Genomic DNA, 25,140 nt, shown 5'->3' on the forward strand with positions numbered 1-25,140 from the left:
CATAAATATTTCAACAAGAAGCGGAGTTTGTATAGCGTGGGAGCACCGCTGCACTAAAGTAAAGAGACAAGTTAGACAAGAACTCTTTTAAAGAATGAGGGTGAAGATTACCTATCTCAACTTAAATTATCAAGTTCATTAAAAAATAAAACAAGAGAAATGATAGATAACTATTATGTCAAAGAATTAAATAAATTTTTTAAAATAGAATTCTCTTAAAATGCGTTGCAAGGCGCTATTTAGTCTCAAGTTGTAATAGATTTTACAACTAGACTTAATAAATAATTAAGCTATAAAGAATTACGATTTACATTATTAATATATGTAAATTGTATACCCTTAACATAGCTCTGGTTTGCTTCTTTCTGAATTAAGGAATCAATTAATGTGCTTAATTCTATCATCTCTATCTTAGAATTATTATGCTCTTTGCTTTCAACACTATGTCTTAAAAATGGCGAACATTTTTTTACAGTCTGCATAATTTTCTTATTTAAAATAGGTAAATCTAAACTCGACAGATCTTGAAATAGGCTCTTAAATAAACGTAATAACTCAATAAAATTGTCTTCCCGGGTCATAGAAAAAGGTTTTTTATCCTCTTTAAAATCAGCATTATGTATTACATTAATAACTTGATTGTAAGCAGCTTGAAGTTGTTCTACTAATGCTTGTTCGAATTCTTTTTTTGAAAAAAGACTAGCTTGATAAGCCATATTTAGACAACCCTCTTGTCTATAATAGGTTATTAATTCTTTCTTAGTTGAGCGTTTTAAATTTAAAGAAGAAACCATTAATCTGAATTGATCATGGAGATGGGCACTATTTATAATGTTTACAGCTTTATTTATATCAATACCACTGCTAAGTAACTCACAGGTCTTAAAAAAAAGTTTTTGTTTTTCTATATCTTGGCTCATTCGAGAAATATCTTTAATTATGGCCTTTCTTACTGCTTCGCATAAATAGCCATCAGCTACCTCTTTAGCTGAAAAAAACCCGTAATGATAACCCCAAGAAAAAGCTTCATTATTAATTAATTCATCAAGGACTGGTTTTAAAACTTGATAGATTATTTCTAATATATTTGTTTGAATAGGAAAATTAATTTCCATGGTAGGAAGCGTTAATTTTTTAGCTAAGTGGCCTACTTCTATAAGCTCATTTTCTTGGGTAGAAAAAGGCCTAGAGGGGTTTAATTGGCCCTCCCTTAATTGCTCGAGATACTGCGCCAATGTCCATATTTTCATAATATACTCCCTTCATATCCTATCTTTAAAGTATAGAACATTGATTTTAGACGTTATAAAAGAACTGAATACAAAGGAAACTGATATAGATGGATTATTTTTGTTTAATTTTCAATAACTTATTTTTTATCGCTTAAATTTGCTGAATGTTTTACTATATCTTTAAGTAAAAATCGAGCCGGTGATAAAAAGCGAATAAACGAAGAAGGTAAAGCAAATGGTTGTCGAGTAATTAGAGCACTTAACCAATCAGCGCATAATGGTATAGTTGTTAAACCTCGAGAACCAAAACCTGTAAACGCATATAAACCTTGATAGACATCACTGGTTATTGGTAACCATCGTTTTGGATCTTTAGCTAAGGGAGAAAAAAGGTCTTTAAAAACATACTCCTTAGGTATGGGCCCTACTATAGGAAAATAATCTGGCGTTGTAGTACGTACTCCCATCCAGTGGCCAACAACCGCTTTAGATCTTTTGCAACTAGGCAATAAGATATTTAACTTAGCCAAATTTTTGTCATCTTCGGTGTGTAAATCCTCTAGATTTGTTTTATTCGGATGATAAGTAGCACCAATAGCATGCTTATTATTTAAATTAGGTAAAATATGACCTTGGCCACAAATAGGGATAGCTAGTTTTGCTAACTCAGAATTAGTCTTAATAAAGGTAACCAGTCCACTTGTAGGTATAAGCGGCAAAAAAGAAGACTCATCAAATTGATTCGCTTGATAACCATTAGCAAGTATGACTGCATCTGCAGAAATCTCATTACAAAACCAGGTCTTATCATCGTAATATAAGGAATTAATTTCACAATTAGAGATATGATATATTTGCGAATCTGACAGTAACATTTTGCAAAGCTCTTTAGAGTTTATCCAACCAGATAAAGGTAAAAATAAAGCGTCATATGCCATTTCTAAATTGGCATATAATTTTACGTCTTCTGCAGAAATGAACTGTCCTAACTCAGGATAATGCGCAAAAATATGTGTATTAATTTTCTCTATTAATTTTTGCTCGTGACTATTATAAGCAAGCTGTAAAATACCTTTTAATTCACCAATAGGATGACCTAATAAAGCTTGTTTGTAAAAGGAATAAGCATATAAATAAGCAGTTAACATAAACTGCGATATAGGCGATTGATAAGCGGAAAACTGAGGATATAAAATAGCTTGCGGATTGCCAGAGGCGCCACTTGCTAATTCTTCTTGATTATCGATTAAGAAAACCTCACACCCTTTTTTAGCCAAAAAATGTGCCATAGTACATCCTGCTAATCCGCCCCCAATTACTATTGCTTTACCTACATGTTCGATTTTAATTGGAGGCAGATACCAAGGTGTTTTTTTTATCTTAAGAGATTGAGATACCTTATTAAATTGAGCATAAAAAATTTGTTCCTTATAATTTAAACAACTTTTCTTTTTAATTTTAAAACCGACATTTTGCAAAGCAGCTTGCACTTCTTTCGGCATCGCTATAGCAGTTAATGTGGCTTTAGGAGAAGATAAGAGCGCAATCTTAGTAAAAAATTCCTGACTTTTTAAAAGATTATGAAAACTATATTTTTTAAGCAACCAAGCATCAATACTAAATTGCCTTAATTTATACTCTAAATCTTTTGTACCGCAAATAATTAATTCCTGAAGATTGGAATCTAAATCGCCTAACATTAAAATTAAATTAATTCTACCTTGCTCAAAGCTTAGATAATGAAAACCTGGAGTTAAAATAGGATATTGCTCTACTAATAAAGTTGCTTGCAATTCTAATTTTGGAAATACTTTTAAAATCCTAACTAAATCCTCTTTTTTTAAAGGCTCGCTCTCACACGAAAAATAATAAAGAGATGCTTTTTCTGGCGCATATTTTAGCCAATTTTGCCAACTTAATAAGAAAGTTAAACCCGCTTTAAATTGGGTATCAGCTAAGGTGAAGTGATTATATTGACTAGTGGGTTGTTGCCATTGTTTGATAAGTTTATTGCTGATAATACAAGCTTCTGTAAACTCTAACTGGGTATCAAAAGGCAAATAGAGATTATCGGTCGCGATGGAATAAGGCAAATCATCACCCCATTCCAATTCCATCGTTTTTACTGGACTAAATATATGGCTCAACTAAAACTCTAACTAAGCAGCTATTAAAGAAATATCATCTTTAGCGACTTGGCTTTTGTCATTCATCCATCTTTTTACAGTAGGTGATAAAAGGAATAAGGAAATACTTGCGGCAATTGCTATACAACCTAGAATTAAAAAGACATGACTATAACCAGCGTTCGTTATCAATGGGTTAACTGTATTATGGCCTACAGTCATCCAATTAGAACTATAACTTGATAAAGTTGCACCTACACCAGTTGAAAGCATCCAAATACCCATCATTACACCTTGCAATGAACTTGGTGCTAAAGCACCAACCATAGCATAACCAATTGGAGAAATAAGTAATTCGCCAGCGCTTTGTAAAATAAAACTCATAACTATCCATTCTGGCCCTACTAATCCTTTATCATTGGCACTAGCAATACCTATAGGTAAAATAGCAAAGGCAGCACCAATTAAAAACAAGGCAAAAGCAAATTGCATTGGGATATTAATATAAATCCCACGGGCACGCATACGATTAAATAATAAGCTTAACAAAGGACCACCTATAACAATACAAATGGTATTAATGTTTTGAAACCACTGTGGCGGAATAGTTAACATCAACCAATGGCGTTGTACATTGTGATCAATAAAATGAGTTAGACCCATTGGGCCAATTTGGTAAAGCATCCAAAAAACAATACCTATTATCATTAATATGCCAAATGCAAAGATTTTTTCGCGGGCTTCTTGCTCTGGTTGCTTAAATGCCAACCAATATATAACGCCAACCATGGCAATTCCGGTAAAAAGTACTAACTTATTAGCTAAATCTGCAAAATGCAGTAAAGGACTTAAAATGAAAGGAAGGCAACAAACCATTAGCAAGCCTTTTAAAGAAGAGCGAATTTGTTTACTTTTATCGAGCTGCGCATAAAGACTGTATTTATCGGCCAAAGCATGCCAGTAATATAAACAAATTAAGAGAGCCGCCAAATTACCAATACTGCTTAATAAAAATAAACGATGATAATTGTTTAATAATTGGAAATAACCACTTAAACTAAAGCCAGCAAAAAAACCAATATTCATACCAGCATAATTATAAAGAAAAGCACTTTCGCGTCTTATATCTTCTGGCTTAAATCGCTGGGTTAGCATGCAATTTAGGCAAGTTACATTTAATCCAGCACCTGTTAAAAAAGCAGCCAATCCATAATATAAGTAATCTAATTTAACAAAAGCAAGTAACAAACAACCTACAATTTGTGCTAACATTCCTACACAAAATAAAGCCCGATAAGATAAAAAGCGTCCGCCCCAATACCCACCTAATAGATGTAATGCAAAATTGAATGCTACAAAGACACCCATAATGCTATTAGCATATTGGGCTGCTAAGTGTAAAGGGCCGGTCATATAAAGAACTAAGGTTGAATATAAAACGCTAAAACTTAAGGTAGAGAAAATTTGAATACAAAAAAGTGCAAAAATACTTTGAGAAAAAAAACCACCCAGTGATTTATTGCTATCTTTCATGGACATTTAATATTTCCTCTAATTACCCTAATCTTTGACTATGCCATGCAATTTTTTAACTGTCTATGTTCACTTTCAAGGAAAACTCTAAACTGCATTATCTTTTAACAATAAATATCATTTTATTTACAAAATGATATTTTTAACGCACATCGATATATTTTGAACAAAAAATTATCTATACTTCTTGCCAATAAAAAAAGTCTGAAGACAGCAACGACATTTAGGTAAGTATAGTTATTCCCTAAATTTCTTTGACTTTCTGCTAAAGTATATTATGAATAAAAAGGTTACCAAATGCATAGAAAAATTTATTTATCAGGCATTGAAAAAAGGCCTGGAAAATCATTCATTTCATTAGGAATTGTCACTATTTTACAAAAGCATTATTTGCTGCACTGCGTCAAGTTATTTAAAGAACTTGATAATAATCAAACCGCCCTATTACAAAGCTTAACACATCATTTTATATCGCCAACTATGTCTATTGATCAAGCTATTAATCTAATGCGTGAAGAACCAGATATTTTATTTTCCACAATTTTTGAAATGATTAATGGGGACAAAGATTATGAAATCACTTATATAGAAGGAAGCGATTTTGAAAGCGATAATGATGTTTTTGAATACGAATTTAATTTAACGTTGGCGGCACAACTAAATTGTGAAGTTATTCTTACTATTTCAGCTAAAGATAGATCGTTAAATCATATGCTGTCTATTATTGCAACTGCACTAGAAATTAGTAAACGCAATCACGCCCAAGTTATTGGAATTATCGTTAATCGTGTGCCGCTTAAAGATGAATTTAAAGCTTATGAGCTTTTTAAAAATCAATTTCCATTCTTAACATTTATTATCATTCCGGAATTTGAAAATTTAGCAAATCCCTCTATGCAAGAAATTGCTAATAAATTAAATGCTATTGTCTTATGCGGGAAAGATGAGTTGCATCGTAGTGCGAAACAATTTACGGTCGCTGCTAAAACAATTGGTAATTTTCTTGAATCCAGGCTTAAACGGGACGGTATGTTAATTATTACTCCTGATGATCGTATCGATATTTTATTAGGTTCATTGTTAGCCGATCAATCAAGCTCTTATCCAAAAATTGCAGGTATTGTGCTCACAGGCGGTGAAATGCTCGGTAAAACAATACGAGAAATTATTTCTGGCTTAGAGCGCCCTTTTCCAGTCCTATTAACATCTCATCACACGTACGAGACAGCCACTTCATTATTTACTGCTAAGTTTGGTCTAAGTAAAGATAATTCTACAAAAGTAAAAGCAGCCATTGATGCCATGGAAACTTATCTTTCTCCACCTATTTTAAAATTAATTAACCAAACTAAAAAAAGCTCAGATTTAACACCTGCAATTTTTTTGCATGAATTAGTTAATAAAGCACGCTCTAGTAAGCGTCATATTGTTTTACCAGAAGGAACTGACTCTCGGATTTTAATTGCGGCTGACTATCTTTTGAAACGTAATATAGTCAAAATTACTATACTCGGTAATAAAGAGAAAATTAAACTTCTAGAAAAAAGGATGCAGCTAGATTTAAGTCATGCCAAAATTATTGATGTTAACGAATCAGAAAAAAAAGTGAGCTATGCAAAACAATATTGGCAGCTTCGGCAACATAAAAATGTAAATTTACCTATAGCACTTGAGCGAATGGCTGATGTTAACTATTTCGCTGCCATGATGGTTTATTGTGGTGATGCTGATGGTATGGTATCAGGTGCTGAACATACTACAGCCAGTACTGTTAGACCTGCTTTAGAAATTATAAAAACTAAGCCTGGTGTAACTAAAGTTTCCTCCATTTTTATAATGTGTTTACCTACCAGAGTCTTAATTTATGGTGATTGTGCAATAAACCCTGACCCAGATAGTCCAACGTTAGCTGAAATTACCCTACAAGCTGTAGAGATTGCTAAACATCTAGGTATTGAGCCTAAGGCTGCACTTTTATCTTATTCCTCTGGCACGTCTGGAAGTGGCAAAAGCGTAGATAAAGTTATTAAAGCAGTTGAGATTATTCATCGAGACTTCCCCGAAATATCTGTTGAAGGACCAATGCAATATGATGCTGCTGTAGATGATGAAGTAGCTGCGAAAAAGCTTCCCGGCTCAAAAATTGCAGGCAAAGCCAATGTGTTAATTTTTCCCGATTTAAATACAGGTAATAACACCTATAAAGCGGTACAACGAGAAACAGGCGCTCTAGCCATTGGTCCTATTTTATTAGGTTTAAATAAACCTGTTAATGACTTAAGCCGTGGTTGTACGCCACAAGATATAATCAATACTATTTTAGTTACAGCATTACAAGCAGAGGATAATCATGAGCATTAATCAGATAACTAACCAAGATTGTATTCTAACAATTAATGCTGGTAGTTCATCCATTAAATACAAAGTATTTAGTCAACAAAACGATTATCAAATTATCCCTTTATTATCTGGACTCATTGAAGGCATTACTGAAGAATCAGGACTTTGGCATCATTATACGAAGAAAAAAGAGCAGCGCGCTCATTATTTTGTTAATCATGAAGAAGCATTTGCTGCATTAGCTAAGCAGCTTCAACTCGATTTAGTTAATAAAAAAATTGTTGGTGTTGGCCATCGAGTCGTTCATGGTGGACCCAATCTATGCCAACCAACAATTATAACGTCAAAGATATTGCAAGAAATTAAAGCCTTAGCAAAATTAGCACCGCTACATAATCCTATCAATGCCGCAGGTATTGAATACGCTCAAACATACTTTAAAGAAGCAATACATGTGGCTATTTTTGATACAGGTTTTCACCATAACATGCCTAAGCATATTCATTCTTATGCCATCGATGCTCGCCTAGCCCAACAACTTAATATTAGGCGCTATGGTTTTCATGGGATTAATCATGAATATGTAAGTAATAAGGCGGCTAAATTTTTAAATAAACCTATGCCCGAGTGTAATTTTATTTCCTTACACTTGGGAAATGGGGCAAGTGCTTGTCTAATTAAAAATGGAAAATCCTTCGATACCTCAATGGGCATGACACCTTTAGCTGGATTAATAATGGGAACTCGTTGCGGCGATATTGATCCAGCCATTCCTATTTATCTTCAAGAGCAAGGATTAGAGTTATCTACAGTCAATACTGTACTTAATAAGCAAAGTGGTCTAAAGGGAATTGCGAATAATAATGATATGCGAGCTGTTTTGGAAAATTATCATGCTGGCGATGAAGATGCTATTCTTGCTATAGAAATGTATGTTTATGCCATTCAAAAATTCATTGGCGCTTACCTAACTCAAATAAATAAGCTAAACGCTTTAATTTTTACTGGAGGCATAGGCGAAAACTCAGCTTTTATCCGCGCAAAAATTATATCTTCTCTAAAGCATTTAGGTTTTATTCTAGATAATGATTTAAATCAAAAAAATAAACAAAAAGAGTGTTCTGTAATATCAAAAGGCGAAGTACCTATTTTGATAATACCGAGCGATGAAGAAGGTTGGATAATGCAAAAAGTCTTTGAAAAACTAGACTGTAATTAATACTTAGACTCATGCAAATAATATTAATACATTCGATTTTTCAGTTCCGTTGCTTTTACTAAAACTTATTTACACTACTAATTTCATTTTGGCAAAATTACTCAAACTTTTTAGCAAAAATAAGTTTAAACTAATTATGCTCATTCTGGTAAGAATAACTTATATCTTCTTGAGGTGATTGAGATTCGCTAAGCGTTTGCGCTACAAAAAAGGTATTTCTTTGATTACTAGTATTAGAGTAAAAAGTCATTGACGTATTTTCTTGTTTTGTACTATTTATTAGCTTATATTCTGCAAGGAATTTATTACAATTTATTCGGATTAACTTCGATTTACTATCGATGTCCATATAGGTTTCTTGAACTAAGTTTTTTCTATAGTTGCCAGAAATACCTGGTTTACCGTTATTACTTTTAACATCACCAAGGCAAGCAACTAAATCCAACCCTTGCGGGAATTCTTTTTCTTCTTTACTAAAAGATTCTGCTAATTTTAAAATAAAATACTCAGCAAAACTCATTTGACCATATTTAAATCTTTCTTTGCTGCCCGTTATACTTAAACGCTCTGCTAAAGTTTTTTTATCACTTTCTATAGGAGGAAGACCTGATTTACAAGCATATAAGTTTAGTCTTTTAATAGTTGGGCAATGAATTAATATATCTTTAAATTTTTCAATAAGAATATGGTTAGAGGTGTTATAAAAATGATACATAGTCATTGTATGTTCCATATAAACACCATGACCAACTTTAGTTAAAATTTTTGGATTTATTGGAAATAAATCCTCCTCATGATTACCAACTTTAATAATTTTAGCACCATTTTTTTCTCTTTTTTTAACCCAGTTTTCTTCAAATTTATCTGCTTCCTCACTCATTAAAATTATTTCTTCTTCCATACCGTGGGTATTAATATCTTGTACTTGCGCATTATTTTTGGATGGCATAAATTTTTAAATAAAATTGTTAAATAAGGGCCAGCATGATAACAACAAATAAGCAGATGATCAGCAAAAATTGCTAAAATTACCCACATATTATTAAATTAGCACCAATAACGCATAAGTACACGCTTAGAGAATTTTTATTAAGAATAAAGCAATTGGCGCACTATTAATTAAGCGCCAACTGCTATGTTATTTTACTGCTGACTGACACCGCTTAACTCAGCTGCCCAATAGGTAGCACCTGGTAGAGTATCCCACGGATTGGGCAATGCATCAGGTGTAATATAAACCCAACCGGCATGCCGTTGTTTAGTTAAACTTATAGCATTCGTTAAAGAACTATACGGTGTAGCATACAATAAATGCCAAAAACGAGAGGCAGGATATTTTGTTTCCCAGCCACTAGGACGCCAATTAAGATAAGCGTTATAGTTTGATTCAAAAGTGACTAAAATATCCGTCGTGTTAATGTAACATTCTGGTGTACTAGTACCAAAATTCACAATTGTAATCGCCTTACCACCTTTGGCTTTTACATAGTTATTTAAATTTTGGTAATAGGTAAATTTGGTACAATTTTCAGAAAAACCTTCGTCAAAAAAAATACCATCAACTTGATACCAGTTATAATATCTATTGATATCAGCTCGAATAGCAGTAAGACTACGCTGACCATAGCTTGTATAAACATAACCTAATACTGATTGACCTGCGTTATGACTTCTTACCACTTGCGCTGCATAGGCAGGATCTTTTGTTGAACCAGGGCCATTAAATGGATTTATTAAAGCGATATTAGCAGTTGGTGCGCCTTTTATTAATTGGTCCCAGTAGCAATTGGCTGTCCCAGTACATGGATAAAAATAAGAAGGAACAGCAATCTTTTGTGAGGTATCATTACAATTTGAATTAGCAGGATAAGAAAGCGTCATTTTAGTCAGAGAAGATATACCCGCAGGTGATTCTACTTGATAAAGATAATCTAAGCTTCCTGCACAATTTTTATTAGGAAGGATATCTTCCCGTTGGATAACCCATGTTTTAACATTCCCTGAGGTTACAGAAACAGCTTTAACAGGCGTCCAATTCCAACCAGGTCCTACATATTTATAAAGCGTTTGGTTCTCAATGAGGTAATTGGCCATTAATCCGCCTTGCGGAAAACCATTATCTCCTTTTGGTTGAACATCAATATAAACTCGATAAAAATCCTGCGTAGTGGTTACTTCATAAGAAAAGGTTATTACATTAGCATCTGCACTTGCCTTAGGATTAATAATTAAATTATCAGGCAAAGGCGATGACCATAACGAACTAACATACAAAAACAGAAAAATTACACTGATTTTTTTTAAACTCATTTTATATCCTTATTTTGTTTTAAATTCCTTTAAAAAATAATTTTTTTAAAGTTTTTTTTAACCAAAAGATCAGTATAAATGAGGTAGGATGATTTACTAAAGAAATCTTTTAAAATTTAAAAAAATAAAATTTATATCAAAGATAAAATTCACTTATTTTTGATATAAATTTTTTAATAATTTATTGATTAAATTAATTTTTTTTTAAATCACTAAAAACTTTTTCTGCTGCTTCAATAGTTAATCGAATTTCATCTTGCTTATGTGCACTAGATAAAAAGCCTGCTTCATACATAGACGGAGCAAAGTAAATTCCTCGTTCCAGCATCTTGTGATAGAAGCGCTTGAATAAAGCTTCATCTGAAGCAGCAACATCTTGATAACTCCATACTTGTGAATTTTGCGTAAAGCAAAAACCAAACATGCCCCCTATGGATGCCTGACAAAAAGGGATAGAAAAAGCTTGTGCTAATTCAGCTAAGCTAGTCATTAATAATTGAGTATAGGAAGCTAATTGCTCATAAAATCCTGGTTTTTCTATTTCACTTAACGTCGCTAATCCAGCTGCCATAGCTAAGGGATTTCCTGATAAAGTACCTGCCTGATACACGCTACCTTCAGGTGCTAAATAAGACATAATATCAGCACGACCACCCACAGCACCTACAGGCATACCGCCCCCAATAACTTTCCCAAGCGTAGTTATATCAGGTGTCACATTATAAAGCGCTTGTGCGCCGCCTAATCCAACCCTAAATCCAGTCATTACTTCATCAAAAATTAATAAAGTTTGATAAGTATCACATAATTTACGAAGCTCATTTAAAAAACCCAGCTTAGGTTGTACAAAACCCATATTGCCTGCAATAGGTTCAATGATAATAGCAGCAATATCTTTAGGATACTGATCAAATAATGCTTCAACTTGCGCTAAGCTATTAAAATCAGCCGTTAAAGTATGTTCGGTAATACTTGGAGGAATACCAGGAGATGCGGGAATGCCCAATGTCAAAACTCCAGAGCCCGCTTTTACTAACAGACTATCATTATGCCCATGATAGCAGCCATTAAACTTAATAATTTTATTTTTTTCCGTATAACCGCGCGCTAAACGGATAGCAGTCATCGTAGCCTCAGTACCAGAATTAACCATCCTTATTTTTTCGATAGCAGGCATTAGGTGAATTATTTTTTGTGCTAATTTAATTTCAAGTTCAGTAGGAGCACCAAAACTCATACCTTGCTGTAATACCTCTTCCACTGCTTGAATAACCTTCGGATGACAGTGGCCTAAAATTAAAGGACCCCAAGAACCTACATAATCAATATACTGACGCTCATCAACATCCACTAAGTAAGCGCCCTTGCCCTGTTTAAAAAAGACAGGATTTCCGCCTACGCCCTTAAAAGCACGTACTGGAGAATTTACACCTCCAGGAATTATAGATTGGGCTTGCGTGAATAACTGCTCAGATTTAATCATTATGGCTTCCTTTAAACAAAATGCCCTCTATTTTACTTCATTTAAAGGCTCATAAGAAATACAAATTTATCATTTATCTTTACATTGAGAGTCTCTATCGGCAAAATTACTTTCTTTTTAAAGTTGAGATACAGAATGCAAGATTATAAACGCTATATTTGTGTCATTTGTGGTTTTATTTATGATGAAGCAGAAGGTTGGCCAGAAGATGGTATTGAACCAGGCACACGTTGGGAAGATGTACCAGAAAATTGGTTTTGCCCAGATTGTGGCGCTGGTAAAGAGGATTTTGAAATGGTAGAAATAGAATAAGCTTAGAAAGGCTTAGTCACTACTAGCAAAACAATACCAGTTAACAAAACCGTTGGGATCTCATTAAATATGCGAAAAAATACAACGGCTCTACAGTTAGAATCACTAGCAAAGCATCTTAGGAAATGTCCGCAACTTAAGTGATAGCACCATACAATAATAACTAATGTAAGCTTGGCATGCATCCACGGTGCTTTTAAATAATAAGGATAATTAAAAGTAATAAGCCAGATTCCTAAAATAGTGGTTAATAAAGCAGCAGGCCAAGTAATTCCATAGTAAAGCCGGCGCTCCATCAACTTAAAGCGGGTATCACTTATTTTATCAGTTGTATCAGCATGATAAACAAATAAACGTGGTAAATAGAATAAACCTGCAAACCAGGCAACCATGGCAATAATATGAAATGCTTTAATAACTAACATAACTACTTTTTCTTATTTTTTTGACGATTTTTTCGTGAGTGCTTAAGTAAGTTTAAACCTTCTACACTTAATGAAAAACCCATAGCGAAATAAATATAAGCCCGAGGAATATGGAATTTAAAGCTATCAGCTATTAAAACCATACCTATTAATATTAAAAAACTTAATGCTAGCATTTTTATAGTCGGATGTTTATCAATAAATCGACTTACGGGCTCACTAGCATAAATCATCACTAAAATAGCACAGGTTATTGCTATTGCCATAACCCATAATCGAGTAGTTAAACCAATAGCGGTTAGAACACTATCAAGTGAAAAAACAATATCCATAATACCGACTTGAATAACAACACTTCTAAACGTAACTAATTTCTTCTTTATCTCTCTAATTTCAACAATATCTTCATCTACTTCATGTCTTATTTCTTGTGTTGCTTTAACAATTAGAAAACCGCCTCCGGCAAATAAAAATATATCTCGAGCCGACAGAGCAAAATTACCAATTTCAATAAGGGGCGTTGTAAGTTTTACAAGCCATACTGCAGAAGCTAATAAAGCTAAGCGAGTCATCCAAGCAAAAGTAAGACCCCAACGTCTAGCACTACGACGTTGTTCAACTGGAAGTTTCTCGGTAAGTATCGATAAAAATACTAAGTTATCAATACCTAGAACAATTTCCAAAACAATTAGGGCGCTTAAACTTAATAATATATCTACAAATTCCATGTGTTGATCTCTGAATTAATTATCCATTAATTTCGCAATGGTAAAAGATTAACAATAACGCTATCTATATCTTTTATGCAATAAATTATTAATCTATAAAAAAATTCTAAAAGTTTTAAATTATTATAATTTTAGCTATAATGTGGTCCGTTATACCTATTAACTGTGAGTACTGGCAATAATTAAATTAATTAAAAAGCTATTACGTAAGTCTCGAGGCAAAAATACGCCTACAGTAGCTAATTATATAATTCCTCGTAATCAGCATAATATATCTAAGACTGATATTAGTACAAATGCGCTAAAAGTATTAAATCGTCTTAATAGTGCGGATTTTCAAGCCTATTTAGTTGGCGGAAGTGTAAGGGATTTACTATTGGGTAAATCACCTAAGGATTTTGACGTTGCTACTAATGCTACGCCTAATGAGATTAAAGCTCTCTTTAGAAACAGCCGAATTATTGGTCGCCGTTTTAAATTAGTTCATATTATCTTTCACCGTGACATTATTGAAGTAGCTACCTTTCGCGGCAACAGTGAATTAGATAATAATCAAGTGCAATTAACCAATGAACGCGGTATGCTCATTCGTGATAATGTTTATGGCACGATAGACGAGGATGCTTGGCGACGTGATTTTACAATCAATTCACTTTATTACAGTGTAAAAGATGCTGCAATTGTAGACTTTACTGGCGGTGTTAAAGACATTCACGATCAGACTTTACGTATTATTGGCAACCCAGAAATACGTTATCAAGAAGATCCAGTAAGAATGTTAAGAGCAATTCGCTTTAGCGCAAAACTTCATTTTAAACTTGCTCCTGAGACTGCTGAACCCTTAGAAAAACTTAGCTCGTTAATTTTGCACATTTCAAGTTCTCGTTTGTTTGATGAAATGACCAAACTGTATCAATGCGGTGAATCAGAATCAGTACAACGTTTATTAATCCAATATGGCTTATTTCAACATCTATTCCCTCAGACATATGCCTTATTTGATAGTTCTTATCCAGTAAAAGCTTTTTTAGGTGTTGCTTTAGAAAATACAGATGCACGCATTCGTGATAATAAACCCATTACGCCTGCTTTTTTATTTGCCGTATTACTTTGGTTTCCACTACTTAATCAGGCAGCCAATTATCAACGTGATGAACAATTACCGCCTTTACCCGCTTTAGAAAAGGCAATGTCTCAGGTTATTGGTGAACAGAATAAAATTATTGGTATTCCGAAACGCTTTAGTCAAGTTATACGAGAAATTTGGCTATTACAATTTCGATTCCCTAAACGTTGGGGCGGTCGAGCAACTAATTTATTAAAACATCCTCGTTTTCGTGCTGCATATGATTTTTTATCGCTTAGAGCTTTAGCTGGCGATGAATCACTTGAATTAGCGCAGTGGTGGGCAGTTTTTCAAGAGACATCAGAAGAAGAGCAAACTCAAATGATTAGTAACCTTCCTACGCCGCCAGGGCGAAAATCAAGGCGTAGAAAAAAACCACAAGCATCTTCATGATTAAATGTTATTTGGCTTTAGGTAGTAATTTAGCTTCACCTGAACGCCAACTTAGAATGGCGATCAAACGTTTACAAGCGCTACCAAATAGTTATGTTATTAAGGTTGCTCCTTTTTATGCAAATGAAGCCTGGGGCAGAAAATCGCAACCCAAATTTTACAATACGGTTGTCGCTCTTTTAACAACTCTGCCACCAGAAAAATTACTGATTGCATGTCAAGCAATAGAGAATAAACAAGGACGAGTTCGACGCGTTAAATGGGGCGCCAGAACCATAGATATAGATATTTTACTCTATGATAAAAAAAATATTAAAAGGCCGTTTCTTACGGTCCCACATCCTTTTTTACTTTATAGGGATTTTGTTTTAAATCCTTTATTTAAAATTGCGCCCTTCGCCTGCTTACCAAATGGGCTACCCATTAGTAAAATTAAAAAAATCTAAATCGTTCTATATAAATAATATAAAAAAACTTTTATATTAAATATTGAGCCCGATTAAATTAACTTAGGCCACTTTAAGGAGAAAGACGTTGTATAAAACAATTTTGCATGCAACTGATTTAAGTGATAACCATTATAATCTTTGTCAGCAAGCAGTAAGGTTAGCTCAATGTTTTAAGGCCGAACTTCATTTTATCCATGTCATTGAAACACCTGCTTCCCTTCAATGGGCACAAAGTCTTGGCTTTGCTGAATTAGCAACCCCCATTAAAGATGATGCCTTAACCACAATGGCTACTTTAGGTGAAGCACTTAATATTCCACTCGCTAACCAACATGTGGAAATTGGCACTGCTTACAATCACATAATAGCGAAAGCAGGCGAATTAAACTGTGATTTAATTATTGTAGGTAGTCATCATTCAACTCATACTCTTCCATCGTTTTTAGGAAGTACCGCTGACGCTGTAGTACGTCATGCACCTTGTGCTGTCTTAACTTTAAGAGCGAGCTAATTGATTAATAGCAGCTTTAGGCTTGAATGCCGAAGGGAAAGCCAACTCAAATTAGGCAACAAACCTGAAGTTTTTTACATAAACTGCCACATCTTAATTTTTTTTACAGATTTTTACATTTAAGCTGATCTGCCCCTCACCCGTGAAAGGAATTTGAATAATATTATGATGTTTTTCACGTGAGAGGGAGCAGGTCGGAGTAAATTCAAAAATCTATAAAAACTTTAAGATGCGACAGTGTGTATAAAAAACTTTCAGGACTTTGTCTAACGTTTCTTAACATGTTTCATCAAACGTTTTTTTCGTTTAAGCTGTCTTGGCGTTAATTTATTTTTTTTATCTTTAAACGGGTTAACGCTGCCTTTAAATTCTAACTTTAATGGTGTGCCGACAAGCCCTAACTGGGTAGTAAAATTATTGATTAAATATCGCTTATAACTATCTGGTAAAGAATCTAGCTGATTACCGTGAATTACAATAAGAGGTGGATTATGACCACCAACATGAGCGTAACGAAGTTTAATTCTTCTTCCTTGTACTAAAGGCGGTTGATGCTGACTAACTAAATCTTGTAGTAACCGAGTTAACTTAGGGGTTGAGAAAGTCTGAATAGCACAGGCATAAGCTTCATCTATGTCCTTAAATAAAAGACCTACGCCACTACCATGCAAGGCTGAGATAAAACGCATCTTAGCAAAATTTGCAAATTGTAATCGGCGAGCTAATTCATTTTTTACATGTTCTTTATGCTCTTCTTCCAAACCATCCCATTTATTAACTGCAATCACTAACGCTTTACCAGATTCAATGATAAAACCTAATAAATGCATATCTTGTTCAGTTAACCCTTCTTTGGCATCTAGAAGCATTAAACAAACATGCGATTCTCGAATAGATTGTAATGTTTTAATAACGGAAAATTTTTCTATTTTCTCATCAATTCGGGCTCGACGCCTAATTCCTGCTGTATCAACAAGAATATATTGCTTTTCATTGCGACTAAATGGAATAGCAATACTATCACGGGTTGTACCTGGCATGTCATAAACCACGACTCTTTCTTCACCTAAAATACGATTAACTAGAGTGGACTTGCCAACATTTGGACGACCAACGAAGGTAATTTTGATTGCTTGGCTACTCGTCTCTGATTCAACATTTACATCAAACTCAGTAGTCAAAATTTTAAGGAAATGATCTATTCCTTGGCCATGCGCTGATGAAATAGAATATACATTATTAAAACCTAGGCGTTGAAATTCAGCACAAGCAATTTGTTCATCTAAACCTTCTGCTTTATTTACTAATAGAAAAACTAGCTTATTTAATTTACGCAAGGCCTTTGCAATATTTTCATCAATACCTGTCAGACCAGCTCTACCATCTACTAAAAATAAAATAATATTGGCTTCATCAAGTGCTGCTGCAGATTGCTTAGACATCAATTCATCAACGGCAATATCATCAACACCAATACCACCCGTATCAACCACTATAAATGGTTTATCCTCAAATACTGCTTCACCATATTGGCGATCACGCGTTAAGCCAGGAAAATCAGCAACCAATGCATTTTGTGTGCGAGTTAAACGGTTAAATAAGGTCGATTTACCTACATTGGGCCGACCTACTAAAGCTACAACAGGAATCATATTAACCTACAGTAAAATGACTTAATTTGCCATTGTTAGTCATAACATAAATATTATTACCAGAAACGCTAGGTGCTACATAAATAGCACTACCCAAATTTGTCCGCGAAATAAACTCACCAGTTTCAGTGGATAAAACATGTAAGATACCTGTTTTATCACCAACAATTAAATAATTACCCATTAAAACAGGTTCAGTTAAATGTCGCGCTTTTAAAGCATCTTGCTTCCATTCCACCCGGCCATTTGTCTTATTAAAAGCCCAAATCACATCATCACTATCGGTCATAAAGAGAGTTTTATTTTTAAGTGCTAGATTAGTATACGTTGAAGCAGGTTTACGCCAAAGAAACTGCCCATCCGATAATGATAATGCACCCACATAACCTTGATAGCTTGCAAGTAAAGCAACATCACCTTGAACGATTGGATCAGCATCAATATCTACTAGGCGCTCAATATCACTAGAACCACTTGCAAAAGCAATACTTCGCTGCCATAAAATTTGCCCTGTTTGAATATCTACAGCGTCCATTTTTCCATCTGAATAACCAACTAAAACGGTATTATTATTAAGGATGACAGGTGATGAGCTAGCTTTTAAGATTAAATTAGGTGCGCCATGCTCAGATATCCAAAGCTTATTTCCCGTTTTTAGATCAAAGGCATATAAATTACCATCAATTGTTTTAGCAATTACTTTATTTTGTGCAATAGCAGCCTGACCTAGCACATCACTTGAAACTTTACTATGCCATAGCTCTTCACCATTTGCTTGATTTAAAGCAATAATACTTGAAGAATCTGTGCTAAGGATTAATAATCCTTGGGCAATTGTAGGACCACTAACTACACCGGTAGTTAATTTTTTAGACCAAATTACTTTACCAGTTCTTTTATCCACTGCTTCAACAGCGCCACTACTATCAGCCATATAGACTGTGTTTTCATAAATAACTGGCTTTAATTTTAAATAGGCTGTTTTATTTTTTTGGCCAGACCCTACTGAAACGGACCACTTTTCTTTTAATTGCGCTTTATCAGCAACGGGCTCTAAAGTCTGGGGCATAGGTGTATTATCTTTACCCAACATATAGTCATCAATTTTTGTGCAACCCAACAAAGAAAGAGACATAAGCAAAGAATAAAGCGTTGTTCTTTTCAGATTTAACATAAAACCTCTTACACTGTTTTAGAAACGTGATTATCTATAGTTTGAGCTAACGCAGCCAATTCATTAGTTTTCATTTCTAAATAAAGATTGCCCATACCTTGCGTACGTACTTCCGAAATAGCTTTTTTATAATAGTTAATTGCTTGTTGATATTGGCCTGTCTCTGTATATATATCACCTTTAATTTCATTTACTATGGGAATATAAGCTAAATCATCGACCCTGCCTAATTCAGCAAGCGCTTTATCATATGATTTTTGAGCAGTATAAACTCTGGCAATACGAATACGTGCTACATCTTTAAGAGGCTTTACTGGACAATGATTAGCAACATAATCAAGTAATTGACTTGCTTTATTAAAGTTTTCCTTGGCAACATATAATTTTGCTAACGTCAATCGTGCTGCATGCGCATAAACGGTATTACTATATTCCTTAATTAATTGATTAGCATATGTCTTAACATTTTTATCGTCCTGATTAGAAAAGGCTATCATTAGGTGCTCATAAGCATTCGATGCCTCAGTAATCACTTTTTCTTTATGCCAATGCCAATACTTATAACCAGATAGACTAAGTAATAACACAGAAAGCAAAATGGTAATTGGTGTACTATATTTATGCCACCATCTCTTAATTGCTTCCAACTGCTCTTCTTCTGTCATATATACTGACATGCTTTTTATCTCCCATAAAGGACTGTATAGCGCCCACTATTAAAATTAATAGTTAACGTTATACTTAGTTTTAAATCACGACAAATAGTATTTAACTAGGGGGCTATAGTTAATTCATTTTTAAATTACCTAAAATTCTATATAGCTAGCTTGTATAAAAATCCTTAACTTCCTAGATAGTACAAACAAGCTTAGCCCTATAGAGTGTATAGGGTAATTATTAATAGTCCTAGCAAAAATCCATTTCAAACCAATCATGGTTTAAAATGTATAATTTTGTAAATAGTTAATTAATTCATTTTGCGAAATAGTGACTTGTTGGTCATTATTACGCAAGTTTTTAATACTAATTTGGTTATTATTTACCTCATCATCACCCAGAATAAGTGCTATATCCGCACCTGCTTTATCAGCTTTTTTAAACTGACTTTTAAAACTTCCCCCTGAAGTATTAGTAATGATTTGCCATGTTTTATTATAATTATGTAATTGCTCAGCAACAATAAGCGCTTGCTGCAAGCCATCATGATCTGTGGCTATTAAAAATAGGCTTAGTGGAGATTTAGAAGCTAAGCTAACATCTAGGGTTTCCATTAATAGCAATAATCGCTCCGCACCCATGGCAAATCCCACAGCTGGTGTTGCATTGCCACCTAATTGATTAATTAAGGAGTCATAACGACCACCAGCACATACAGTTGCTTGGCTACCTAGCTTATCTGTAACCCACTCAAACACCGTATGACCATAATAATCTAAACCACGAACAAGAAGTGGGTTAATCTCGTAGTTTATACCCATTTTGTCTAAACCAGCGCATAAACTCAAAAAATGTCCTTTACTATCTTTTCCTAAAGAGTCTATGAGTTTAGGCGCTTCCCTAAGCAAAGCCTGCATATCAGGATTTTTACTATCTAATATTCGTAAAGGATTTTTTGTTAAACGTCGTTGGCTATCCTCATCTAATTCATTGTAATGCTTATTAAAAAAAGAAACCAACTGTTCTTTATAAGTTTGGCGCTCACTTAACTCACCTAAAGTATTAATTTGTAAACAAACTGCCTTATCTAACCCTAACTCTTGCCAAAGACGATTACAAATAGCAATTAATTCTAGCTCAATCCCAACCCCTGCTATTCCTAATGCCTCAACGCCTAATTGATTAAATTGTCGATAACGCCCTTTTTGTGGCCGTTCATAACGAAACATAGGGCCAATATACCAAAGCTTTTGTTGTTGATTATATAAAAGGCCATGCTCCAGGCAAGCTCTAAGACAACCAGCTGTTCCCTCAGGACGTAATGTTATACTATCACCGTTTAAATCTTGAAAAGTGTACATTTCCTTTTCAACAATATCTGTTACTTCGCCAATCGTACGTTTAAATAAGGATGTATTTTCAAGAAAAGGGAAACGAATTTCTTGATAAGCATAACTGGTTAAGCAATTTATAAAAGTTTGCTCTAATAATCTCCATGCACCCGTTTCATGAGGTAAAATATCATTCATACCCCGTATCGCACGAATTTTCTCAACCACTCTGCTTCTCCACCACATCATCATTATCACTGTCGCTTGTAGCAAACATTGACTGCATTCTTGAAAGGGCTGTTAGTTTTGTTTCAGGCACTTCATTTTGTGCATTTATCGTAGGTTTGACTGGGTTTGCTGTTTCTTGATGCTTTGTAAACACAGGCTGCATACTATCTTTATTTTTCTGCCACCATAATCCAATGGCTACCATTGCTGCAATAGCTACAAGCCCTGTAAACCAACGCACGAAACGCTCACCTCTATTTGTTTCCCGCCTGCTTTGCCATAATGCTTTTTCAGGTTTTCGTTCATAGATATAGCGACTATTAAAAATTTGTAGAAAAGGTTCAGGAGAGACCCCTAACAATTTCGCATAAGCACGCAAATAACCCTTTATAAATACCGGCTCCGGCATATTGTCATAATCATCAGACTCGAGTAGTTCAATTACTTTAACTCTTAAATGCAATTTTCCTGCTACATACTCTTGGGTAAACCCCTTTTTTTCGCGAAGTCGTGCCAATTGTAAACCTGGACTGTCGGGCGTTTGATTCACCTCATCCATTATTGTTGTTGTACTCATTTATTACTCCAGAATTATTCGTTAAGTAAGATAGTCTACTTAACCGTAACTTATAATCGGCTTCTAAATCAGTTTTTCCTGCTTTATTTGCCACTTCTGCAGCCAAGCTTAATAAAGCCTGATCACTCAGTGATATTTCATGATATTTTTGCAAATAATTTAGAGCTTTGTCAGGCTTACTTTGCTTAAGTTGAATAGATACTAATTCAACAAGTGACTGCTTACGCCCTGGATCTTGCTCTAAAGCTTTTAGAAAATAATTTTCGGCTTTCACATAATCAGGAATAGCAGCAGCACACAAACCTGCATTCTCATAAGCACCGGCTGTATGAATATACTTAACATCATTCACAGCTTTCAAAAAATAATTTTCTGCCTCTTGGTAAGAACCAATACGGCAAAGAAAAGTGCCATAATTATTTAACTGCACGCCACTTTCAGGCGCTAAAGCCAGTGCTTTCTTATAAAAAACTTTAGCTTCATTAATCTCACCTGTTTTTTCCATATAAAATGCCATGGCTGCATTTGCTTCTGGCGATTTTGGTGATAATTCTAAGGCTTTAAGAAGTTTCTTTTTTGCCCTGGGACGGTTACCTTTCTGAAGATAGCCTAAACCTAGCTGAATATTATAAGCTGCTGTATTATTACGTTTGGTAACTTGCAAAGCCTTTTCAGCCCTCTCTTCACTATTAATCTGGCATCCCTGTAAACCTAGTAAAATCAGTAAAAATAATAACTGTACTACTCTAAACAAAGTACTATCCATCCTGCTTTATTATTAATTGGGCATTATAACCGCGAATGGTAAAATTAAAAAAGACTATTCTTAGTCAAAAACCTTCCCTATCACCATACCTATGGCCAATTAGCTAAATTGTAAATTTTATAATAAGTAAATAATTAAGAAACATCATTTTAAAATTATTTAGGCCCATATATTAGGTCGTTCTCTTCTTTTCTAACAGCAAATGTGCCTTTTTCATTTGTTGATATTGATTATCATTTATCACTTTATGATAAACAGAAAGAAAAATTTGAGCTGATTGAGCTTTAGGAGAACTTTCAGAATGACTATCTTGCGCCTTTATTGTGCCGTCATTATTATACTTACGTCCATCAGCATGATTGGCATATCGCCTTGAGCGTGTAAAGCCCATTTGCAGAAATTTCCTTGCCATATCCATGCCTACAAAATCATTTTTTTCACGATAATCTAAATATAACTCATAAATCGCCTCGGCAGATTTTTGCGCAATTTCTGGTGTTTTAAATCGCCAATGAGGGAGAATTTCACTTTTATAAGGCTCAGCAATTAATACACCCTGCTCACCTTTCCCAATAGTATAAAGCTCAGGATGCGCCCTGAAGTCTATATTACGATACTTATTAGCATAGGAAGTCTTATCCATATATTTTCAAATTTATTTAGTGATTAAAAATTTTTGCTGGTTTTAGCTAAAAGAACGGTGTCTATGATAAATTTTTTCACATAGACTAGCTATCGTTTCTAGCAAATTGAAGCAATCAAGATTATTAATATAGTATATTAAATAAAACCAAGGAAAAATTTACACTAATTTAAATTTACCCTGCCTTAACAACTAATGATTTCGATACAATCATGTTACTGAGCAACCTACCATAGGGTCTTCTAGCTCTGATAGCTCGTCTTTATCCTTATTAATCTTTTGAAAAAAAAATGGTATTGTATTTGAACTTTGACTCCATAGTTTATGTAAACAAGAGTCAATTTTTCGGATATGCTTCTTAATTAAATCTGCCATCTTTTCATGCCCCATAATTTTAGCTATATCATAAGGAGCAATTAAAATCTCGGCAGTATCTTCTTTACCATTAAGGAATGAGTCTAGATATACTTTGTTGTAGGTTTTGTTCTGCAAGTTAGAGACAAATTCTTTAACTGTCATTTTTACTTGAATACTACAATCAGCATTAGCTTTTAATAGTAACTCTACAATAGGAAAATAACCATTTTGCGCCGCTACAAAAACTGCTGTTGCACCTTGTATAGTCGCTCTATTAATAGCTGCACCGTACTTAATTAGTTTTTCTACAACTTCAAGATGCCCCTTGTAAGCTGCAATAATGAGAGGGGTTATATTACCGCCATCAGCCCAAACCTCATCTAAATCTGCTTTACACTGAGCTAAAATTTCTACTATTTCTGTATCTCCATTTTGCGCAGCTAAATAAATTGGGGTTGAATTTTCATCATTCTTTTGATTTACATTAGCACCAGCTTTAGAAAGAATTTTAATTATCTCACCTCTTTTTAAACTAGTAGCCATATAAAGAGGCGTTCTTTTTTCAGCATCGACTTGATTTAAATTGGTGCCAGCTTTTATTAAAGAATCTACAATAGTAAAGTGGTTAGATAAAGCAGCATAATACAGTAAATTGACTGTTTTTGTTTGCCTTAGAGCTATCTCTTCTGTAATAAGATGACACTTTTTAAATTCTTCTAATTTTTTTTCTAGAAGTAAACTACGTGGATCAGAACCAGTCAATACAAGTTGAGCATTAAAGGCTATAAATTCATTACTATTAGTAAAACCTCGCCTAATTTTTTCTAACACGGATGGATATGGATAGCCTTCGGGTTTCTGAGATACACCTTCTAGCCACTCATTACTATCTCGATATATCCATCCACCGCCTGGTTTATAAATTAAAGCTACAGCATGCCCTTCACCAGATAATAAAACGCCTATAAATTTTTTAGAAGATGGCTCTTCTGACGCTTTTTCTAACTGCTTACCTAAGTCACTCAAATAAGCTTTAATTTCTTCATCATTAAGTATTAATGACTCTGAATAGGGCGCTTTTAATCCTCCTTGATATCGTATTGCTTCAGTAGAAGCTAAAGCACTTATATCGACAAATTGATCTTGATTATCAAGTTTTTGATTAATTAAAAAGGACCATTTTTTTGGTTTAGTAAACAAAGCTACACTATCAAGAAAACTCAAAATCTCAAGTATTTTACGGTCTACTTGCGTTAGATTTTCACCCTTCTTTGCCTTAACATCATTAATGTCTTGTAACAAAGTTTCTAGCTTGTTTGAGGTTATAAGTTCCATTCGCTTTTCAAAGCATTGAAGTTCTTTATCACCCAATAAAGCAGCTTCTAACCAGCGCAACGAAAAAGCGTGGCATAAACCCTCCGCCTTAGGATAACGCAAGGCATTATATAAATTTAGTAAAGATTGATGAGGGTGATTTGGCATAATATTATTGTTTTTAAATTCTAAAGTAGCATAACTTAAATGGCTTAAGGGATTATTAACTAAAAGTATTTATTTTAAACAAATAG

Annotated in this window: 22 protein-coding genes; 6 read left to right on the forward strand and 16 right to left on the reverse strand. The window is 34.1% G+C overall.

Translation table 11 applies throughout. The features are described from left to right. Positions 1-290: 290 nt before the first annotated feature. The 3 genes from DYH30_RS08735 to DYH30_RS08745 form a co-directional block, all read right to left on the reverse strand. Entirely contained in the window at positions 291-1,250 is a 960-nt protein-coding gene (locus DYH30_RS08735; RefSeq protein ID WP_115331294.1) for a hypothetical protein, read from the reverse strand. Between the two features lie 119 nt (positions 1,251-1,369). Continuing rightward, positions 1,370-3,349, reverse strand: a complete 1,980-nt coding sequence (gene mnmC1, locus DYH30_RS08740) for an FAD-dependent 5-carboxymethylaminomethyl-2-thiouridine(34) oxidoreductase MnmC1 (RefSeq protein ID WP_115331295.1) — start codon at positions 3,347-3,349, stop codon at positions 1,370-1,372. A 42-nt stretch (positions 3,350-3,391) separates the two neighbouring features. Further along, entirely contained in the window at positions 3,392-4,897 is a 1,506-nt protein-coding gene (locus DYH30_RS08745) for a peptide MFS transporter (protein WP_115331296.1), read from the reverse strand. Positions 4,898-5,188: 291 nt separating this feature from the next. Between DYH30_RS08745 and pta the strand changes: the two genes are divergently transcribed. After that, positions 5,189-7,252 (forward strand): phosphate acetyltransferase, encoded by a 2,064-nt coding sequence (pta, locus tag DYH30_RS08750; RefSeq protein ID WP_115331297.1) that lies wholly within the window; start codon positions 5,189-5,191, stop codon positions 7,250-7,252. Next, the gene (locus DYH30_RS08755) at positions 7,242-8,450 is read left to right on the forward strand and encodes an acetate/propionate family kinase (RefSeq protein WP_115331298.1); all 1,209 of its coding nucleotides are present in this window, start codon (positions 7,242-7,244) and stop codon (positions 8,448-8,450) included. Before pta ends, DYH30_RS08755 begins: the two co-directional genes overlap by 11 nt. A 130-nt stretch (positions 8,451-8,580) precedes the next feature. On the opposite strand, the gene DYH30_RS08760 is transcribed toward DYH30_RS08755, so the two are convergent. From DYH30_RS08760 to hemL, 3 genes are all read right to left on the reverse strand, one after another. Further along, complete coding sequence (locus DYH30_RS08760; protein WP_115331299.1) at positions 8,581-9,399, reverse strand: hypothetical protein; 819 nt, start codon at positions 9,397-9,399, stop codon at positions 8,581-8,583. A 194-nt stretch (positions 9,400-9,593) separates the two neighbouring features. After that, complete coding sequence (locus tag DYH30_RS08765; protein WP_115331300.1) at positions 9,594-10,760, reverse strand: spherulation-specific family 4 protein; 1,167 nt, start codon at positions 10,758-10,760, stop codon at positions 9,594-9,596. 193 nt (positions 10,761-10,953) lie between these two features. Then, positions 10,954-12,243, reverse strand: coding sequence for a glutamate-1-semialdehyde 2,1-aminomutase (gene hemL / locus DYH30_RS08770; protein WP_115331301.1), 1,290 nt, complete (start codon positions 12,241-12,243; stop codon positions 10,954-10,956). Positions 12,244-12,378: 135 nt separating this feature from the next. On the opposite strand from hemL, the gene DYH30_RS08775 reads away from it, so the two are divergent. Continuing rightward, positions 12,379-12,555, forward strand: a complete 177-nt coding sequence (locus DYH30_RS08775; RefSeq protein ID WP_115331302.1) for a rubredoxin — start codon at positions 12,379-12,381, stop codon at positions 12,553-12,555. 2 nt (positions 12,556-12,557) lie between these two features. Here DYH30_RS08775 and DYH30_RS08780 read toward each other — a convergent pair whose 3' ends face one another. Together DYH30_RS08780 and DYH30_RS08785 are read right to left on the reverse strand one after the other, a co-directional pair. Next, positions 12,558-12,980 (reverse strand): CopD family protein, encoded by a 423-nt coding sequence (locus DYH30_RS08780; protein WP_115331303.1) that lies wholly within the window; start codon positions 12,978-12,980, stop codon positions 12,558-12,560. Positions 12,981-12,982: 2 nt separating this feature from the next. Further along, entirely contained in the window at positions 12,983-13,708 is a 726-nt protein-coding gene (locus tag DYH30_RS08785) for a TerC family protein (protein ID WP_115331304.1), read from the reverse strand. 190 nt (positions 13,709-13,898) lie between these two features. On the opposite strand from DYH30_RS08785, the gene pcnB reads away from it, so the two are divergent. The 3 genes from pcnB to DYH30_RS08800 all read left to right on the forward strand — a co-directional run bounded on the left by pcnB (position 13,899) and on the right by DYH30_RS08800 (position 16,187). Continuing rightward, positions 13,899-15,227, forward strand: a complete 1,329-nt coding sequence (pcnB, locus tag DYH30_RS08790; protein WP_174233276.1) for a polynucleotide adenylyltransferase PcnB — start codon at positions 13,899-13,901, stop codon at positions 15,225-15,227. Beyond that, positions 15,224-15,673: a 2-amino-4-hydroxy-6-hydroxymethyldihydropteridine diphosphokinase gene (folK, locus tag DYH30_RS08795; RefSeq protein WP_115331306.1), complete on the forward strand. Its 450-nt coding sequence runs from the start codon at positions 15,224-15,226 to the stop codon at positions 15,671-15,673. Before pcnB ends, folK begins: the two co-directional genes overlap by 4 nt. A gap of 88 nt (positions 15,674-15,761) precedes the next feature. Further along, on the forward strand, positions 15,762-16,187 hold the full coding sequence (locus DYH30_RS08800) for a universal stress protein (RefSeq protein WP_115331307.1): 426 nt from the start codon (positions 15,762-15,764) through the stop codon (positions 16,185-16,187). Positions 16,188-16,453: 266 nt separating this feature from the next. Here DYH30_RS08800 and der read toward each other — a convergent pair whose 3' ends face one another. The 8 genes from der to DYH30_RS08840 all read right to left on the reverse strand — a co-directional run bounded on the left by der (position 16,454) and on the right by DYH30_RS08840 (position 25,054). Continuing rightward, positions 16,454-17,839, reverse strand: coding sequence for a ribosome biogenesis GTPase Der (der, locus tag DYH30_RS08805; protein WP_115331308.1), 1,386 nt, complete (start codon positions 17,837-17,839; stop codon positions 16,454-16,456). A 1-nt stretch (position 17,840) separates the two neighbouring features. After that, positions 17,841-19,013, reverse strand: a complete 1,173-nt coding sequence (gene bamB, locus DYH30_RS08810) for an outer membrane protein assembly factor BamB (RefSeq protein WP_115331309.1) — start codon at positions 19,011-19,013, stop codon at positions 17,841-17,843. An 8-nt stretch (positions 19,014-19,021) separates the two neighbouring features. Further along, positions 19,022-19,690, reverse strand: a complete 669-nt coding sequence (locus DYH30_RS08815; RefSeq protein ID WP_115331310.1) for a YfgM family protein — start codon at positions 19,688-19,690, stop codon at positions 19,022-19,024. A 261-nt stretch (positions 19,691-19,951) separates the two neighbouring features. After that, positions 19,952-21,199, reverse strand: a complete 1,248-nt coding sequence (hisS, locus tag DYH30_RS08820) for a histidine--tRNA ligase (protein ID WP_242604682.1) — start codon at positions 21,197-21,199, stop codon at positions 19,952-19,954. 22 nt (positions 21,200-21,221) lie between these two features. Continuing rightward, entirely contained in the window at positions 21,222-21,806 is a 585-nt protein-coding gene (locus DYH30_RS08825) for a helix-turn-helix domain-containing protein (protein ID WP_115331312.1), read from the reverse strand. Continuing rightward, positions 21,781-22,560, reverse strand: a complete 780-nt coding sequence (gene pilW, locus DYH30_RS08830; RefSeq protein WP_115332537.1) for a type IV pilus biogenesis/stability protein PilW — start codon at positions 22,558-22,560, stop codon at positions 21,781-21,783. Before pilW ends, DYH30_RS08825 begins: the two co-directional genes overlap by 26 nt. Positions 22,561-22,744: 184 nt before the next feature. Continuing rightward, on the reverse strand, positions 22,745-23,215 hold the full coding sequence (locus tag DYH30_RS08835) for a DUF4385 domain-containing protein (protein WP_115331313.1): 471 nt from the start codon (positions 23,213-23,215) through the stop codon (positions 22,745-22,747). A 210-nt stretch (positions 23,216-23,425) separates the two neighbouring features. Continuing rightward, the gene (locus DYH30_RS08840; RefSeq protein ID WP_115331314.1) at positions 23,426-25,054 is read right to left on the reverse strand and encodes an ankyrin repeat domain-containing protein; all 1,629 of its coding nucleotides are present in this window, start codon (positions 25,052-25,054) and stop codon (positions 23,426-23,428) included. Between the last annotated feature and the right edge of the window lie 86 nt (positions 25,055-25,140).

It is taken from the genome of Legionella busanensis, assembly GCF_900461525.1.
Classification (GTDB): Bacteria; Pseudomonadota; Gammaproteobacteria; order Legionellales; family Legionellaceae; genus Legionella_C; species Legionella_C busanensis.